20 protein-coding genes are annotated in these 16,158 nt (G+C 40.6%); 15 read left to right on the top strand and 5 right to left on the bottom strand.

The genetic code is table 11. The annotated features are described in order from the left end of the window. Position 1: 1 nt before the first annotated feature. From rbsK to DW000_RS07730, 5 genes are all read right to left on the bottom strand, one after another. The gene (gene rbsK, locus DW000_RS07750; RefSeq protein WP_120055896.1) at positions 2–889 is read right to left on the bottom strand and encodes a ribokinase; all 888 of its coding nucleotides are present in this window, start codon (positions 887–889) and stop codon (positions 2–4) included. 340 nt (positions 890–1,229) lie between these two features. Further along, entirely contained in the window at positions 1,230–1,556 is a 327-nt protein-coding gene (locus DW000_RS07745) for a type II toxin-antitoxin system RelE/ParE family toxin (RefSeq protein WP_004694233.1), read from the bottom strand. Between the two features lie 4 nt (positions 1,557–1,560). Continuing rightward, positions 1,561–1,842, bottom strand: a complete 282-nt coding sequence (locus tag DW000_RS07740) for a type II toxin-antitoxin system Phd/YefM family antitoxin (RefSeq protein ID WP_004694230.1) — start codon at positions 1,840–1,842, stop codon at positions 1,561–1,563. Positions 1,843–2,079: 237 nt separating this feature from the next. Continuing rightward, complete coding sequence (locus DW000_RS07735) at positions 2,080–2,736, bottom strand: NAD(P)H-binding protein (RefSeq protein ID WP_004694229.1); 657 nt, start codon at positions 2,734–2,736, stop codon at positions 2,080–2,082. Between the two features lie 108 nt (positions 2,737–2,844). Further along, positions 2,845–3,366, bottom strand: coding sequence for a cysteine hydrolase family protein (locus DW000_RS07730; RefSeq protein WP_004694226.1), 522 nt, complete (start codon positions 3,364–3,366; stop codon positions 2,845–2,847). 283 nt (positions 3,367–3,649) lie between these two features. On the opposite strand from DW000_RS07730, the gene DW000_RS07725 reads away from it, so the two are divergent. The 15 genes from DW000_RS07725 (at position 3,650) to hisE (ending at position 16,103) form a co-directional block, all read left to right on the top strand. Then, complete coding sequence (locus DW000_RS07725; RefSeq protein ID WP_021147581.1) at positions 3,650–3,895, top strand: type II toxin-antitoxin system prevent-host-death family antitoxin; 246 nt, start codon at positions 3,650–3,652, stop codon at positions 3,893–3,895. 2 nt (positions 3,896–3,897) lie between these two features. Next, complete coding sequence (locus tag DW000_RS07720; protein ID WP_120055894.1) at positions 3,898–4,218, top strand: type II toxin-antitoxin system RelE/ParE family toxin; 321 nt, start codon at positions 3,898–3,900, stop codon at positions 4,216–4,218. Positions 4,219–4,358: 140 nt separating this feature from the next. Continuing rightward, positions 4,359–5,984, top strand: a complete 1,626-nt coding sequence (locus tag DW000_RS07715) for a tryptophan transporter (RefSeq protein ID WP_120055892.1) — start codon at positions 4,359–4,361, stop codon at positions 5,982–5,984. After that, positions 5,977–6,789, top strand: coding sequence for an ABC transporter ATP-binding protein (locus DW000_RS07710; RefSeq protein ID WP_120055890.1), 813 nt, complete (start codon positions 5,977–5,979; stop codon positions 6,787–6,789). Before DW000_RS07715 ends, DW000_RS07710 begins: the two co-directional genes overlap by 8 nt. Positions 6,790–6,798: 9 nt before the next feature. Beyond that, positions 6,799–7,467, top strand: a complete 669-nt coding sequence (locus DW000_RS07705) for an energy-coupling factor transporter transmembrane component T (protein ID WP_120055888.1) — start codon at positions 6,799–6,801, stop codon at positions 7,465–7,467. Between the two features lie 343 nt (positions 7,468–7,810). Further along, entirely contained in the window at positions 7,811–8,311 is a 501-nt protein-coding gene (locus tag DW000_RS07700) for a GNAT family N-acetyltransferase (protein ID WP_120055886.1), read from the top strand. 100 nt (positions 8,312–8,411) lie between these two features. Beyond that, on the top strand, positions 8,412–9,275 hold the full coding sequence (gene hisJ / locus DW000_RS07695) for a histidinol-phosphatase HisJ (RefSeq protein ID WP_120055884.1): 864 nt from the start codon (positions 8,412–8,414) through the stop codon (positions 9,273–9,275). Positions 9,276–9,279: 4 nt separating this feature from the next. Continuing rightward, positions 9,280–9,744 carry a hypothetical protein gene (locus DW000_RS07690; protein ID WP_118091114.1) on the top strand — a complete coding sequence of 155 codons (465 nt, stop codon included), beginning with the start codon at positions 9,280–9,282 and terminating at the stop codon, positions 9,742–9,744. Between the two features lie 290 nt (positions 9,745–10,034). Beyond that, positions 10,035–11,639 (top strand): ATP phosphoribosyltransferase, encoded by a 1,605-nt coding sequence (hisG, locus tag DW000_RS07685; protein ID WP_120055882.1) that lies wholly within the window; start codon positions 10,035–10,037, stop codon positions 11,637–11,639. 72 nt (positions 11,640–11,711) lie between these two features. Beyond that, positions 11,712–12,989, top strand: a complete 1,278-nt coding sequence (gene hisD / locus DW000_RS07680) for a histidinol dehydrogenase (protein WP_120055880.1) — start codon at positions 11,712–11,714, stop codon at positions 12,987–12,989. 122 nt (positions 12,990–13,111) lie between these two features. Further along, positions 13,112–13,702 (top strand): imidazoleglycerol-phosphate dehydratase HisB, encoded by a 591-nt coding sequence (gene hisB / locus DW000_RS07675; protein ID WP_120055878.1) that lies wholly within the window; start codon positions 13,112–13,114, stop codon positions 13,700–13,702. A 13-nt stretch (positions 13,703–13,715) separates the two neighbouring features. Next, complete coding sequence (hisA, locus tag DW000_RS07670) at positions 13,716–14,438, top strand: 1-(5-phosphoribosyl)-5-[(5-phosphoribosylamino)methylideneamino]imidazole-4-carboxamide isomerase (protein WP_120055876.1); 723 nt, start codon at positions 13,716–13,718, stop codon at positions 14,436–14,438. Positions 14,439–14,522: 84 nt separating this feature from the next. Next, positions 14,523–15,281: an imidazole glycerol phosphate synthase subunit HisF gene (gene hisF / locus DW000_RS07665; protein ID WP_120055874.1), complete on the top strand. Its 759-nt coding sequence runs from the start codon at positions 14,523–14,525 to the stop codon at positions 15,279–15,281. Positions 15,282–15,456: 175 nt separating this feature from the next. Beyond that, positions 15,457–15,774 carry a phosphoribosyl-AMP cyclohydrolase gene (gene hisI, locus DW000_RS07660; RefSeq protein WP_120055872.1) on the top strand — a complete coding sequence of 106 codons (318 nt, stop codon included), beginning with the start codon at positions 15,457–15,459 and terminating at the stop codon, positions 15,772–15,774. A 2-nt stretch (positions 15,775–15,776) separates the two neighbouring features. Continuing rightward, entirely contained in the window at positions 15,777–16,103 is a 327-nt protein-coding gene (hisE, locus tag DW000_RS07655) for a phosphoribosyl-ATP diphosphatase (RefSeq protein ID WP_120055870.1), read from the top strand. Positions 16,104–16,158 lie beyond the last annotated feature (55 nt).

The raw sequence follows: 16,158 nt of genomic DNA, 5'->3' as shown, positions 1-16,158 counted from the left end.
GCTAATTCTTTGCCAAGAATGCAGCAACCTCGTCCTTTGTTGGCATGCCGCCTTGAGCTCCCAAGCGTTGGATGGAGAGGGCCGCTGCTGCATTACCGTAGTGTAGAGCGTCGGCTAAGCTTTTACCATTAACAATAGCCGTTGCAAAGGCGCCGTTAAAAGTATCGCCAGCGCCTGTTGTATCTACGGGCTCAACCTTGAAGCCAGGTACGATGTGGATTTCACCGTTGTCCGCATATCCTACGCCCTTGCTACCAAGGGTAACGATGATTTTGTTTTCGTTAGCTAGTAGGGTCTCCTCTGTAGATTGGTTAGGGTAGAGCGCAGATAGCTCATGTTCGTTTGGCGTAATATAGGTTGCTAATTCTAACCATTCCGAATCGAGGTCGGCTGCTGGAGCAGGATTTAAGAGGACTTTCACATTAGCCTCGTGACAACGACGAACGATGTATTCAATAGTTGGAATAGGAATCTCGTTTTGAACCATTACAAGATCGGCTTGCTCGATAGCAGACCAAGCGTTATCTACTACGGACTGGTCTACCTTAGCATTAGCGCCTGCAATCACGATGATGCTATTATCGCCTTCAGCTAATGTAATGTGTGCTGTACCGGTTGTAGTATTCGGTACCGTAACGATGTAATCTGTATTGATGAAATTTTCTTTTAAATTATCTATAATCATATGGCCGTATGCATCTTCACCGATACAGCCGACCATAGTGACCTCTGCACCTAGATGAGCCGCAGCCACCGCTTGGTTTGCTCCCTTGCCACCGTGAGCGATGTGCAATTCGTTGCCCATGATTGTTTCGCCTGCAGTAGGGCGTTTGTTCGCGAGGACTACAATATCCATGTTGCAACTGCCAATAACAACAATGCGATTCATAATAACTCCTTAATAAGCCTATGCCCTAACTGGGACTAAAAATGACTATCATTTATTTTTATACATAGAATCTTGTGTATTTTATACAACGAGCTGTATATATAAATATAATTGATAATCTAAGAGGCATTTGCTTTCACATACCTATAAGTGTATATTAATCATTTATTAGTATAGCGTAAATACGTGAGTTTATCTATATAAATATCTATAAAATGTAGGAATAAAAAAGGTATACCCAAAATCTATGTTACATGAGTAAAAATGTACCGATTAGATTTAGGATATACCACTTTGAAGGGTATTTAATTTTTAAAGAAGCACTGGTTTAGTTCAAATGTTATAATCCGTTTAGTATATTTACATAATCCTGTCGTTGATCAAGTATAGAGATTAAATAAATAGTTCTAGCTTCCTCTACAACTGTGTAGAAAATAATAAGCTTTTCTAAAATCAACATTCGAAAGTCACTGTCATTAAGTGCTCTAATTTTAGGTGTAGTCCCCATATATGGATGGTTCATAAGATTTGAAATTGAATTTTGAATATTTTCTTTTACTTGTATAGCTGTTTCTTTTGAAAACTGCATAGCTATATAAAGTATTTGTTGATGTAGCTCTTTATTGAACTTTTCAGTAGGAATGATTGTGTAGGGTTGGGATTTCATAGAGTTACCCCATTTGATCTAGCATTTTATCGATACTGTTGAAAGCTTCATCAAGTGTAGTGGTGCGACCTTGAATGATATCGTTTTGTCCTTCTACAAGAGAGGATAATAATTCTATTTTTGACTTTAACATATTATATGTATTATAGCCGAGACTTACAGTATCTCCACGACCATTTACAGTAATAATGGCAGCCTCATCTTTAAGTTGTAAGGTTTTAGAAATTTCAGGATACTTATTTCGTAAATCAGAGGATGGACGAATTGTTTCGCGTAATATTCCCATAGTTATCTCCTTATAGTTTTAAAAGTATTTGTTCATCATTCTTATACTGTAATTATATCATTTAAACGATATAATTGCAGTATACAAATATATATATGAGATATTTAATTCAAATGAGGTTAACTAGATACTTTAATCATAAAATGATATATAAAAAGACTATCTTCAAGCGTATTGAAGATAGTCTTGTATTGGTATATAGTATTTTCTCTTTTTTACAAAATATTTATTTATATATTAGTGAAAGCTTGGTTTGTCATAGTGTGTACCTGGTTCACCTACGCCGATGCTTGTGCGATGGAAAGGCGTTTCATCCGCAGCATGTAAGATATCAAAAATGGCTTTTACCACAGCTTCGCGTGAAACTTGGGCATCGTTGAATTGAGCCCCTTCAGGGATGAGTTCGTAATCGGTTTTCTCTGGATCATTGTAAAGCCATGTGAGGCGCAAGATGGTGTAATTTAAGTTGGATTCGCGTAATACATTGCGTGCTTGGCGCTCACCTTGAACATAGCTAATCGGTAAGTTGTCGAAGGTCCATTTTTCAAGTGCTACAGGGAATTCACCAGAAAGTCCAGCCATGGACACACCGATAACACGGCGTATATTTTTGCGGCTCAATGCTTTCACGATGGAAGCCATATCACTGCCAGACTCCATAGCACCTACAAATACAACCTCCGCATTTGTTACAGCTTGTTCTAATTTACCAGGATTTTGGAACGAACCTTCAATCACTGTAACACGTTCATGGTCGATAATCTCTGGAGGTATACGTGTTTTCAACTGACGACCATATAATGTAATGTGCATATCTGTATATGTTAATAGTGTAGCAGTCAACTTTTGAGCTATTTGGCCCGCAGCTCCTAAAATCGTAATATACTTATACATAAAAAAGACCTCCTATGTTCGGGCATAAATATTTAATGGAATTTTAACATACATATATGACAAATACGTGAGAAAAAATTATAAAAATCTTTGTATTATTTTCGTAATTTAATTGATGCTTAACATTTCATTTGTTGTTTTTAGCTGTGCAAATCGATTCCGCCAAATCTTTTCTTTGTAAAAGGATAGGATTGTATCGGCTGGTAGATACTCATTATCAAAGGTTGAGATAGCATCTTCGACGATGGTGATATTATAACCATACTCAAAGCCTACTTTCACAGATGTATCAATGCAAAATTCCACTTGCATTCCTACAAATGTTACATCGGTAATATTTTTTCGGTTTAAATATTCCTTTAATTCAGTATCCTTGAAGATGCTATTGTAATATTTATTGAAAATCTTTTCGTTTTCTTGCGGTTTTAATTCGTGATAGACTTGCCAATTATCACTGCCCGTTGCTAATAAGCCCTCATTTTCAGAATGTCTGATATAAATGACTTCTATATTTTGATCTCTAAAATGTTGAATGATTGCTTTTGTATTTGAGATAAAGTTTTTGGCATTGTAAGGGTTTTCCTTAACTAAGCCTTCTTGAATATCGATTACGATTAATGCTTGTGCCATGATATTTCCTTTTTTAATAAATTATTTGTTCTTAAGTGAGAACTATTAGATTTTATTATATCGGTTATAAAAAATGTCAATTTATTAGTAAATAAGTATCTATGCGCATTATATCATATGTATATAACAAGAAAAGGAAGATATAAGTATCATAGATGTTGATAGTAATTTTAAAGGGTGCTGTAAAATTTAGTGTTGAATTTACGCGATAATTTAACTACAATAGTAATAAGATATTAGAAAAATGAGTAGTATATCACTAAAGTACTCTGGAGGTGATAGTATGCCGAATATAAAACCTATTTCAGATTTACGAAACTATTCTGAAGTTTTACGTGATGTTACTATAGATAGTCCCGTATTCTTAACTAAAAATGGTAGAGGCCGATATGCAATTATGGATATTCAAGATTATGAACGTCTAATGGCTACGATAAAACTTATGGGCGCTTTAGAGACAGGTCGTAAATCTGGTGAAGAACAAGGCTGGATTTCATCAGAGCAACTAAAGAGTGAATTGGGGATTTAATTATGAATAATCAAATTAGCTATGCACCAAAAGCACGAGAAGATTTGCTAGAAATAAAATCTTTTATAGAAGAAGAAACCGGTGATATTGAGTTAGCTAAGAAAACCGTTTTGGATATAGTAACTGCGAATGATTCGTTGAGTATATTTCCAGAAATGGGGCAGCGATTATTGATTAATCTAGGAAGTAAAATTGAATACAGATATTTACTTTGTCATAATTATTTAAGTTTTTACCGTTATTTAGATCGGACTATCTATATTGATAGAATATTAAACAGTAGACGTGATTATCTTAGAATATTATTAGATGAAGTACATTAGTTCTTAAAAGCACTATCATTAATAGATGGTGCTTTTTTTATGGACTTTACTTGAAGTCCCTTGATAGCCTCTAGGCTTTCACAAATTCTCGAAGAATGATAAAATAAATCCATATATATTTTTATAGAAATGAGGCTATTATGGAACGGATTCAGGATCTTGTGTACACGCATGTGCAGGGTGGCCAGTTTAGATGGGTTACTGTTAGCACATTGATGCTCGCATTGGGCACGATATTGCATTTGGTGAGCCCTAGTGTGGCTGGGGTAACGCCGAACTGGACGATTGCTACGTACTGCGTAGCTATTTTATTGACTCGTCCTAGTTTGAGTCAAACCTTGGGGATTGGCCTCGTGGCGGCCCTCATCAATGTATTGACGTCTAAGTCAGCGTTCCCTTATGGCAACTTGTTGTCTGAGCCAGGCGGTGCTTTGACGGCGGCTCTCGTAACGCGCGCTATGTTGTCCATGAAGTTCCGTAAAATTGGTGGTTTTGATTTAACCCCTGTCGTGTCTGGCTTCTTAGCAACTGTTGTATCTGGTGGTATCTTTGTCACTATTTTGTGGCAAGTGCTTGGGTTGCCAAATAATGTGTACATGTACGGTATGTGGCCATTGGTACTCATCGTAGGGGCCTTGAATGGTGCCATTACGCCAATCTTGTATATTCCGGCACAACGTCTATTTTCTAAACGTGGTATGTTGCCAAATGCAGATCAATTGACATCTGATCATAGTCGCTTGACTATCTTGCCTGAGCGCCAAGCTAAAATATCCATTGAGCACGTAAATTACTATCATCCTAAGGCGACTACACCATCCCTTGAAAATATCAATCTCGATGTAAATGAAGGTGATTTTCTCGTTGTTACAGGCCCTGCAGGTTGTGGTAAAAGCACCCTTTGTATGGCGATGGTAGGGGCGGTGCCTAAATTCTATGGTGGACGCCTAGAAGGCATGGTCTTCGTAGATGGTCATGCGACTACGCAAATGGAAATTCCAGAACTTGCGAACCATATCGGTGTAGTTCTGGCCGACTACGATACACAGCTCGTAACGATGACAGTTCGTGAAGAAGTAGCCTTTGCTATGGAAAACCGCGGTTATGATCGTGAAACTATTAAAGCTCGTTCTGAAGAGGTGTTTAAGCAAGTTGGCCTCGTAGGCTTAGAAGATCGCAAGATTACAAGTTTATCTGGTGGTCAACGCCAACGTTTGGCTATCGCTTCCGTATTGGCTACGAACCCAACCGTACTTGTTCTTGATGAACCGACAAGCTCTCTCGATCCAGATGGGACCGCAGAATTATATCGCCTCGTAGGTGATTTGAACCAAAAACACGGTATCACCGTTGTCGTTATCGACCATGATTTGCATGCCGTATTGCCGTACGCTAACCGCATGGCTCTCATGGTAGATGGCTCTATCGCCTGTGATGACGATGTACCGACTACGCTTCGTTACATGTACGAGCACAACATTCACGTCGATGCATTGCCATCCGTGTTTACAACCTATATGGAATTGGAACAAGCCGGCTTCCACAGTGATGAACCTTGGCTCAGCATCGAGTCTGCTATCAAGGGCTTGCACCAAATTGAAATGGCTCATGCTATTCAAACCGAGGTGCATGGTAAAAGCAACTCTCCAGCTAATCAAAGAAATACAGTAGATAATCTTGCTGATCAATCTAATATAGTAGAAAATAGACAACCAGTTCAACGTGTTGATGATGTACCAGGAAAGGACGGTGGCGCTCATGCTTAAGGTTGAAAACATCCGCTTTGGCTATGTGCCATCCGTAGATATTTTCCAAAACGTGACTTTCACCATCGAAGGGGGCGAATATATCGCTATCGGTGGTCGTAATGGTTGCGGCAAAACTACTATTACGCGATTGCTTGTCGGCCTCGAAAAGGCTAGGGAAGGCCACATGTATTATAACGGTAGGGACATTACGTCCATGCCGCCGTCTAAACGGGGACAATTTATCGGCTACGTATTTCAACAGCCAGATCGCCAAATGTTCAGACCTACCGTAGCCACAGAGGTTGCCTTCGGACCTGAGTCCTTGGGGCGCAGTAAAGCCGAAGTGAAGCGTATCGTTGATGAAGTATTGGCGCGCACAGGCATCGGTCATTTGCGTGAAGCCTATCCTCCAACATTGCGCCGCGGTGAAAAGCAACGTGTTGCCATTGCTTCTGCGCTGGCTATGCAGTCTAAAATCCTCATACTTGACGAACCAACCAGTGGTCAAGATGGTAAGGAAACTAAAGAGCTATTAGCACTATTGCGTCAGCTTAATTCAGAAGGTATCACAATCCTTCTTATTACCCATGATATGGAAATCATGGCTAGCGAATGTAGCCGTGCTATCATCATGGGCAACCAAACCGTTGCCTTTGACGGCAGTCCAGAAGAATTATTCAAGAAATCTACGGATGAATTGCAGGATTTAGGCCTTACAAAACCGCCAAGTGTGGAACTTTCACTAGCGGTACCATCCTTAGGCTATTGCAAATCTATGGATGAATTGAAATCTAAGTTAGTGGCTCAGTTGAGCGGAAAATAGGAGGGACATATGGAACGTTTAGTACCGTTAACAAAAATCTTGATGACCCTCGCTGTATCCGTATGGGCCATTCTCTTGCGCGACTGGGCATCGCTATTGGCATTAGTCGTAGTAGAACTCGGTGTACTGTTTTTGGCAGGGTTGTTATTCAAACAACGCAAAGCCGTGTTGGCATTAACTAGTTTCGCTGTATTCCTTGGCCTCATCCAATTCCTTGGCAGCGGCGATGTAACCTCTGCCATCGTATCCGGCTTACGAATGTTGGCTATGACACTTGTCTTTATAGGCTTGTTGGCAACTACAAAATTACAAGACCTTACGGCCGCGCTCGTAACACAATGCAAAATTCCTTATGAATATGCATTTATGTTCACTGCTGCGCTCCGCTTCGTGCCTGACTTTATTGCTGAAAGCCATGCTGTACAAGAGGCGCAAGCTTGCCGTGGCTTATCTCTAGAAGGCAACTTCATTAAGCGTATCAAATCCTATGCATCTGTTATTCAACCATTGCTGTTGAAATCCTTGGGACGCTCCGAAACAATGGCATTATCCTTAGAATTACGTGGATTCGGTGGCCCCACACACAGCTTTGCTGCATCCGTAGGATTGAAAAGAATCGATTATACTGTGATTAGTGCTTTAATTGCTATTACAGTACTTTTATTTGTTATTGTGTAATTTTCTTATAAATCAAGTAAGAGTATGTTTTTGCTCCTATAGAAATGTATTAGCTCTAATAGTCATAATAAAAAATATGATGAGAGTATATAAGTAAAATAAGAGCTTTTTACTTATATATGCTTCAAAACGTATATGCTGAGTGGTAAAATTTACCACTCAGTTTTGTTGTATTGGGCATATAGATGTAAAATATGTAATTCTTACCTCAAAAGATGGAGAAAAGTGAAATGGTATGTTATACGAATAGTTCGTCCTTTTTCTTGCGTATGTGGGCTATTTTTATATATTATGTTAAATAGAAATAATATTTTTAGGATACCTACAGTTTTGAGGAATACTTATGAGTGAGTTAGTAATACGACCAATTACAAGGAATGATATAGCCCCTTGTTTAGATATTTATAACTATGAGGTTGTGAACGGCGTAGCCACGCTTGATCTTGAACCCCGCACGTTGCCAGAGTGGCAGGAGTGGTATGAGTCTCATAGTGATGAACACCATCCTATTGTGGTAGGTACCATTGATGGGCTTGTAGCAGGCTATGCATCGCTTTCACCATATCGACCTAAAGAGGCCTATAAAAGTACCGTCGAATTATCTATCTATATCCATCAAGATTATCGCGGTAGGAGAATCGCTACACAGCTGATGGCTCATATTTTAGAAATAGCAAAAAATGATCCGTTATTGCACAATGTGGTATCCGTTATTACGGCTGGCAATGAAGGCAGCACCAAGTTACACGCGCGATTTGGCTTTACCTATTGTGGTTTAACGCCTCAAGTTGGATTCAAACATGGTAAATATCAGGATACCGAAACATACGCATTATTGGTATAATAATTAGTATAGTAAAAGATAAATATTAATACGTTATACTAATGATGTATAGATTATAGATAAGGATTCGCCAGGGGTTAGGGCGAATAGGGGTGATTGAATGAACATGAAAGATGAACGGCAGTTCGTTGGATATAGTAAATATCGTAGCCGTCTCGTGGACGGTCATGTGCATACGGAGTTGTGTCCACATGGTAGTGGGGACCGAACTGCGATGATGATTGAGAAGGCCATCGAGTTGCGTATCGAAAAGGTATGCCTTACAGAACATGCACCATTGCCAATAGCTTTTGCTGCAGAATATGGTGGTGATAAAAAGGCCTATGACACAGCGTCTTTGAAATTAAATGAAGTTGATACTTACTTAGAGTTGGGTCGTCAATTACAACGTGCCTATGGCACACATATCGATATTTCTCTCGGTTTTGAAGTCGATTATATTCCAGGCTTTGAATCAGACATTCAAGAGTTCTTGGATCGCTATGGTCCGTTGACGGATGATAATATTTTATCCGTTCACTTTATGGAAGGCGTTAATAATGCCTTTTACTGCTTAGACTACAGTCCTGAAGAATTCGAAAAAGGCTTCGGCCCGTGGATCGAAAAACAATATGAGTTATATTACAAGTATTATTCTACAGTGCGTCAAGCCGTGCGTGCTGACCTCGGTGAATATACACCTAAACGCATAGGTCATTTTGATTTAATCAAGAAATACCAACATCACTTTGGATTTGAACGTCATTTAGATCGTCGCAATGCGCAGGTGGTGAGCGATATTTTACATATCATGCGCGTTCAAGGTCGCGAGCTAGACTACAACATGAGCGGCTTCTTCAAATCAGATTGTCGTGAAATGTACCCAAGCCGTTTCATTCAAGGCATGGCGGCTATCATTGGTGTGCCATTTGTATTGGGCTCTGATGCACATAGCGTGGCAGATATAGAACGAGTTTGGGGCTAGAGTGATGAGAAAGTTTTGGTTTGGGTTTATTATTTTGATTACTTTAATAACAGCTTTTATAGCTTTTATGTTTTATCATGAACCATCATCAGATGAGCTGGTTGGCCGTAGTGTAGTTTTAGAGTTTGGGCCTAAGAATGAAATTTATATTAGCAAATTGGGTAGCCAATTTATTGTATCTGATACTAGTTTCTCTAACTCTAAATTTCCTTATTTCTTTGATGCCTTTGTAGAGAAAGATAAGGCTGGCAGCTCGTATCTATACTTATTATGTAAGGATAATATGATTGTCTTTGATAATAATATGAATTGTATTCTATTCTTCTCCAAACAAAACCAAGAGTCCAAAGCTTTATTGGATCATGTTCGGAAGTATTATCATTTTGATGAAAGTAAAACGAAGTATAAGATGGAAGACTTAGATGAAGTTGATAGGTCTATATATCTATCGTTACAAAGTCAAAATTAATCCTTAATTATATGTATTTAACTATACTTATAAAAGGATGTAAGCCATAGGCGTAGTGTCTTTATATTAATAATGTGAAATCATAACGGTTCTATTGACAATTCTATAGAACCGTTATATTATAGTTTCATACTTTAGCTAGATAAAGCGATAAAATAGAAAAGTATCGATATAGGTAGAATTTTTCTCATAGTAAATAGAAGATTTATATAACGCATTTAATACTAGTTATATGATGCTTTCATAGACAAGAGAACTAATAAGACGAAATGATAGAAAGGATGTTTACGATGGTACAGCAGCAATTACCTACGGGGTTCCGTGATGATATAGGGATCGTAGCAGAGCGCAAGGATGATGTGAGTCAATATGTACTCGGTCTTTGTCGAAATCGTCAATACACAAAGATCTCTACGCCTCTCGTAGAGTACAAAGATGTATTCAATGGCTATGCAATGGGGCGCGGTCAACATATGTACGAATTCATGGATAGTTCTGATGAGTCCGTCGTAATTCGTCCTGATTTGACGATGCCAATCGGTCGTTTTTTGGCGACTACCAATATTGAATTGCCTCGCACGTTCTACTACTTGGGCGATGTGTTTATGAAAAATAAAAAGCACCGCGGCGATGTGAACCAAGTGACGCAAGGTGGCATCGAGATGGTAGGCTACGAAGGGCTTGAGGCTGAGCAAGAGTGCTTCAAGATTATTAAAGAGGTGAACGAAGCTCAGTTGGGTAATCATTTGTTGCTCGAAATTGGGGATGCTCGTTTTTCTCGTGCTATTACCGATGCTCTAGGACTCAGCGATGATGAAAAAACGGAGCTCTTAGAGGCGTTATTCACTAAATATTTGCCACGATATAACGAGTTGATTTCTGACTTTAAAAATAGTGCGCTATATCCTTTCTTAAATGTATGGCCTCGCTTGTTTGGTACGGTTCAAGATATAAAGGATGAGCTTAATCAAATTATCTTGCCTGCAGCGGCACAGCGCATTTTAGATAATCTTGTAGATATGGCAAATCAAGTGGAAGCAACGGGGCAACAGGTTCGCATCGATGTATCTACGGAACCGCTTCAATCCTATTACACAGGCCTTACTTTTAGAGGCTATGTGGACGGCGTGTCTCAATACATCGTCAGCGGCGGTCGCTATGATGGCTTGCTATCTAGCTTTGATGGTACGCCGATGCCGGCAGTAGGGATGGCTTTTAATATCGACGTCTTGACTGATGTTACCTTGCACGGTGAAAGCAAAGATCAAGATAACGATACATTACGCATCGCTCTTACGAAGGGGCGCGTAGAAAAGGATTTTATTCCACTCCTAGAAGCATGTGGCGTTGATTGCGAGCCATTACATAATAAGGCGCGTAAGCTCATCATCCCATTGGGGGATACTATTGAGGTTATCTTAGCTAAAGGCCCTGATGTAACAACATATTTAAAGAATGGCGTTGTAGACCTCGGTATTGTTGGCAGTGATGTACTAGACGAACAAGATGATACAAGCTATGAAATGCTAGATTTACAAACGGGTAAATGCCAATTCATCTTGGCGTCATTAGCGGGCTATGATCCTAAAGAAGGTCGCCGCCAACGAATTGGTACGAAATATCCAACCATTACAAAACAGTACTTTGGAGCTCAAGATGTGGAAATCATCAAGATTGAAGGCTCTGTTGAGCTGGCCCCACTTGTAGGACTAGCAGATGCTATCGTAGATATTACGGAAACGGGTACCACTTTGCGTGAAAACAATCTAGAAATCTTCGATTGGTTACAGCCCATATCTACACGCTTAGTAGCAAATCCATTAGCATTAAAACAAAAGAGAAATACCATTTTTAAGCTCATAGACCAGCTTTCAGAAGCAATTAATAAAAATTGATAAGTAAGGTATAAAGTGAATCATATATTTAACTAGCAATACGGATAGCTCAAATAGGAAGAAGGATGACAGATGAAAATATATAAGGAGTCATTAGATGCGATGCTTGCCATCGTACGGGATTACACACAGCAAACTACAGATATGGAGATTGAACGCCGCGTGTACGATATCATCGCTGAGGTCCGCACTAACGGTGATGCGGCGCTCAAAGCATATTCTGAAAAATTTGATGGTGTTTCCATCGAAGAATTCAAGGTGCCTCAAGAGGAAATCGATGCAGCTTATGAGTCTTTATCTGATGATTTGAAAGCCGCATTATTAAAGGCAAAGACTAATATTACAGAATTCCACAGCCGTGAAATCGAGCAGGGCTTTGTGGACATGGACACACCAGGCATCATCCGCGGTCAAAAGGTTATTCCCTTGGCTCGCGTTGGTCTCTACGTTCCTGGAGGTACGGCTGCGTATCCTTCAACCATTATCATGACTGCTTTGCCCGCAAAGATTGCAGGTGTAAAAGAAATCATCATGGTTACGCCTCCTCAAAAGGATGGCATTAATCCTGCCGTATTAGGTGCTGCAAAGCTTGCTGGCGTTGATGCGGTATATCAAGTGGGCGGTGCTCAAGGTGTGGCGGCCCTTGCTTATGGTACGGAAACGATTCCAAAGGTAGATAAAATCGTAGGTCCTGGCAATATTTATGTGGCAACGGCGAAACGTCAAGTATTTGGCCAAGTTGATATCGACATGATTGCGGGCCCAAGTGAAATTGGCGTTATCGCCGATGACAGTGCAAATCCAGTGCATCTCGCAGCAGATCTCTTATCCCAAGCGGAACATGACCCTCGTGCGCGCGCCATTATGGTGACTACCAGTGAAAGCTTAGCAAATGTCGTATCCGATGAGGTGGAACGTCAACTTAAATTGTTACCTCGTGAAAGCATCGCTCGTCCAGCTATTGAAAACAACAGTTACATTGCTATTATGGACAGCATTGAAGACATGTTCACGGTGATGAACGAAGTGGCGCCAGAGCATTTGGAAATCCAATTGCCGGATCCAATGAACTATATGAGCCTCGTTCAAAATGCAGGCTCTGTATTCCTTGGCGCTTATGCGTCTGAGCCGTTGGGCGATTATGTAGGTGGTACAAACCACGTATTGCCTACTAGTGGTACGGCGCGATTCTCGTCTCCGTTAGGCGTATATGATTTCGTGAAACGTACATCTTTCACACAATTTACAAAAGAACGTTTAGAAGAAGTGGCAAAACACATTACTACATTGGCTCGTACGGAAGGTCTCGAAGCGCATGCTCGTGCCATCGAAGTACGATTTGAAAAATAGCTTATAAAAAATATTAGAAAATAGATTTGGCATCTATATTTATATGTGTATTTAAAATATACAGTGAAAATATAGATTATAAATATAGATTATAAAAATAGATTTGAAGTATAGAGGTCGTTATGATACGCACAGGCACGGTGCAACGCACCACTCAAGAAACAGATATTACAGTAGAAATTACCCTTGATGGGGCACAAACAAGCTCCATCTCGACCGGAATAGGCTTCTTTGACCACATGTTGACGCTATTGGCGAAGCACGGCCGTTTTGGCCTTGTGGTAGAGGCAAAGGGAGATACATATGTGGACGCTCATCATACAGTTGAGGACGTTGGACTTGCCTTAGGGCAGGCCTTGGTGAAAGCCCTTGGCGATAAGGCTGGTATCGAGCGCTATGGCGATGCTTGGGTCCCTATGGATGAAGCATTGACGCAAGTTGTCATCGATTTGAGTGGTCGCCCGTACCTCGTTTTCCAAGGGGAATGGAGTACGCCGGTTTTAGGTGGCAACTTTGAAACAGAGCTGGTGGAGGACTTCTTCCAAGCTCTTGCGATGAGCGCTGCTATGAACTTACATGTGCGCAATTTGTATGGTCGCAATACACATCACATTATTGAAAGTATGTTTAAGGCAACGGGTCGTGCATTGCGCAAAGCAGTTACTATCAATCCGGATATCCAAGGAGTTAACTCTACAAAGGGAGTTATTTAATAAAGGAGAATGTATGATTTTTCCAGCTATAGATTTACAAGAGGGGCGCAGTGTTCGCCTGTATAAAGGCGATTTCGCACAGGAAACGGTCATCAACCCTGATCCAGTAGACCAAGCGAAACAATATGAAGCAGCTAAGGTTGGAGCCTTGCATCTCGTCGATTTAGATGGTGCCAAGGCGGGCAAGCCTGTAAATGTAGACATTGTAAAAGCAGTGCGTGCAGCTTTCACAGGTATCCTTGAAATCGGAGGCGGCATCCGAGATAAAGAGGCTGTTGACCTCTATTTGAGTTTGGGCGTAGATCGGGTTATCTTAGGATCTGTAGCGCTTAAAAATCCGGAACTTACAAAGCAGGTTATCGCTGAATACGGTGCGGAGTGCATCGTTATCGGTGTAGATGGAAAAAATGGCAAGGTCGCCGCTGAAGGTTGGCTCGACCAATCGGACGTGCCGATGACCGATTTAATCGGTGCCATGGTTGAAGGTGGGGCAAAGTATTTTATCGTTACCGATGTAGACCGAGACGGTACGATGCAGGGCGCCAATGAAGAGTTACTTGGAAATTTGCAAAAAGAATTCCCTACAGCACGCATCGTTGCTTCTGGGGGTGTTCGTAATCTAGGGGATGTTAAATCCCTTGAACAAAAAGGTGTTATGGATAGCATCGTTGGTAAGGCTCTGTACGAGGGCACAATTACGCTAGAGGAAATCGCCGAGTACAATCAGCAGAAATAATAGAAATGACTGTGATGCTATCAAATTAATTATTGGCTGTAACCAATGGAATATATTGAGTGACACTCGATGGAAAGGAACTTTATGTTAGCGAAACGGATTATTCCCTGCCTAGATGTAGATGATGGGCGGGTAAAAAAAGGGGTTAACTTTGTTAATCTCGTAGACGTAGGCAGTCCAGTAGACATTGCGGCCTCCTATGAGCAGCAACAAGCTGATGAGCTCGTATTTTTAGACATTACGGCCACCGTTGATGCGCGGACCACTATGCGCGATGTGGTACAAGAAATCTCCACACAAGTATTTATGCCACTCACCGTGGGTGGTGGTATCAAGAGTATTGAAAATATGACGGCTTTATTGAAAGCTGGTGCGGACAAGGTATCTTTGAATTCCGCGGCTCTCGCTAATCCTGAGCTCATCACAGAAGGGGCTCAAAAGTTTGGCAATCAATGTATGGTAGTAGCCATCGACGTGAAAACCGATGACGAAACTGGCGAATGGTATGCCTATACTCACGGAGGTCGCAAGCGTACAGAGTGGAAAGCTCTAGACTGGGCTAAAGAGGCCGTAGCTCGTGGTGCAGGAGAGTTGCTAGTGACGAGTATGGACAAAGATGGCACAAAATCCGGCTTTGATATTGAACTATATAAGGCCATAGAGTCTGTCGTAAATGTACCTATCATCGCATCTGGAGGTGCGGGTAAGGTTGAGGATTTTGTAGACCTCTTTGAAAAGACAGGTGTTACCGGTGCACTGGCAGCATCTATATTCCACTTTGGGGAAGTTAAAATTCCTGAACTCAAGCAAGAACTACAAGCTCACGGAATTACAGTACGCTAAAATAGATCTAAAAAACTACTATCTCTCGTAAACTCTCTGCTAGTCTATATGTTCAGCGTTAGTTAAATAGTTTGTTTATAGATAAACAGAAAATAGAAATAGCAATAGCAGTAGATGGAGATACAAGCTAATATAGGATAACAGATTGGTGATTATTTTTAATAAAGGATAGAATATGAAACCAGATTTTGAAAAAGGAAATGGCTTACTGCCAACGGTTGTGCAAGATGCGGAGACTAAGGACGTTCTCATGGTGGCGTGGATGAACGAAGAAAGCTTTCACAAGACACTAGAAACAAGGGAAACGTGGTTTTGGTCTCGGTCTCGTCAAGAACTATGGCATAAGGGTGGTACCAGTGGCAATGTGCAGCATGTATTGAGCATGGCTCTCGATTGTGATGGCGACACCTTGCTCATACAAGTTAAGCCTGAAGGTCCTGCCTGTCACACAGGGCGTACAAGCTGTTTTTTTAATGAAGTAGAACGGAGTTAAATATGGCACAGCAAACACTTAACGAATTATACGAAATTATTAAAAACCGTAAGGTACAGCCAAAGGAAGGTTCTTATACGAATTATTTATTCGACAAAGGACTCGATAAAATCTTGAAAAAAGTTGGTGAAGAGGCTACAGAGGTAGTAATCGCCGCAAAAAATGAAGATCCACAGGAACTGATTTACGAAACGGCAGACGTGTTATATCACTTGCTTGTGTTATTAGTAGAGAAAAATATTCCATACGAAGCCATTGAAGCAGAGCTTGCGAGCCGTGAAGGGGTTGTTAGCAAGACTACGGATCGCCCAAAAATTACAAATTTATAATGTATATCCTATTATGAGCTCAGACATATGAGCTCTGGTGGAGTTCATATGTGTT

The sequence above is a fragment of the Veillonella sp. AF36-20BH genome (genome assembly GCF_003602765.1).
GTDB classification, from domain to species: Bacteria; Bacillota; Negativicutes; order Veillonellales; family Veillonellaceae; genus Veillonella; species Veillonella hominis.
Note: the sequence above shows the minus strand (reverse complement) of the source record. Positions and strands in the feature narration are given on the sequence as shown.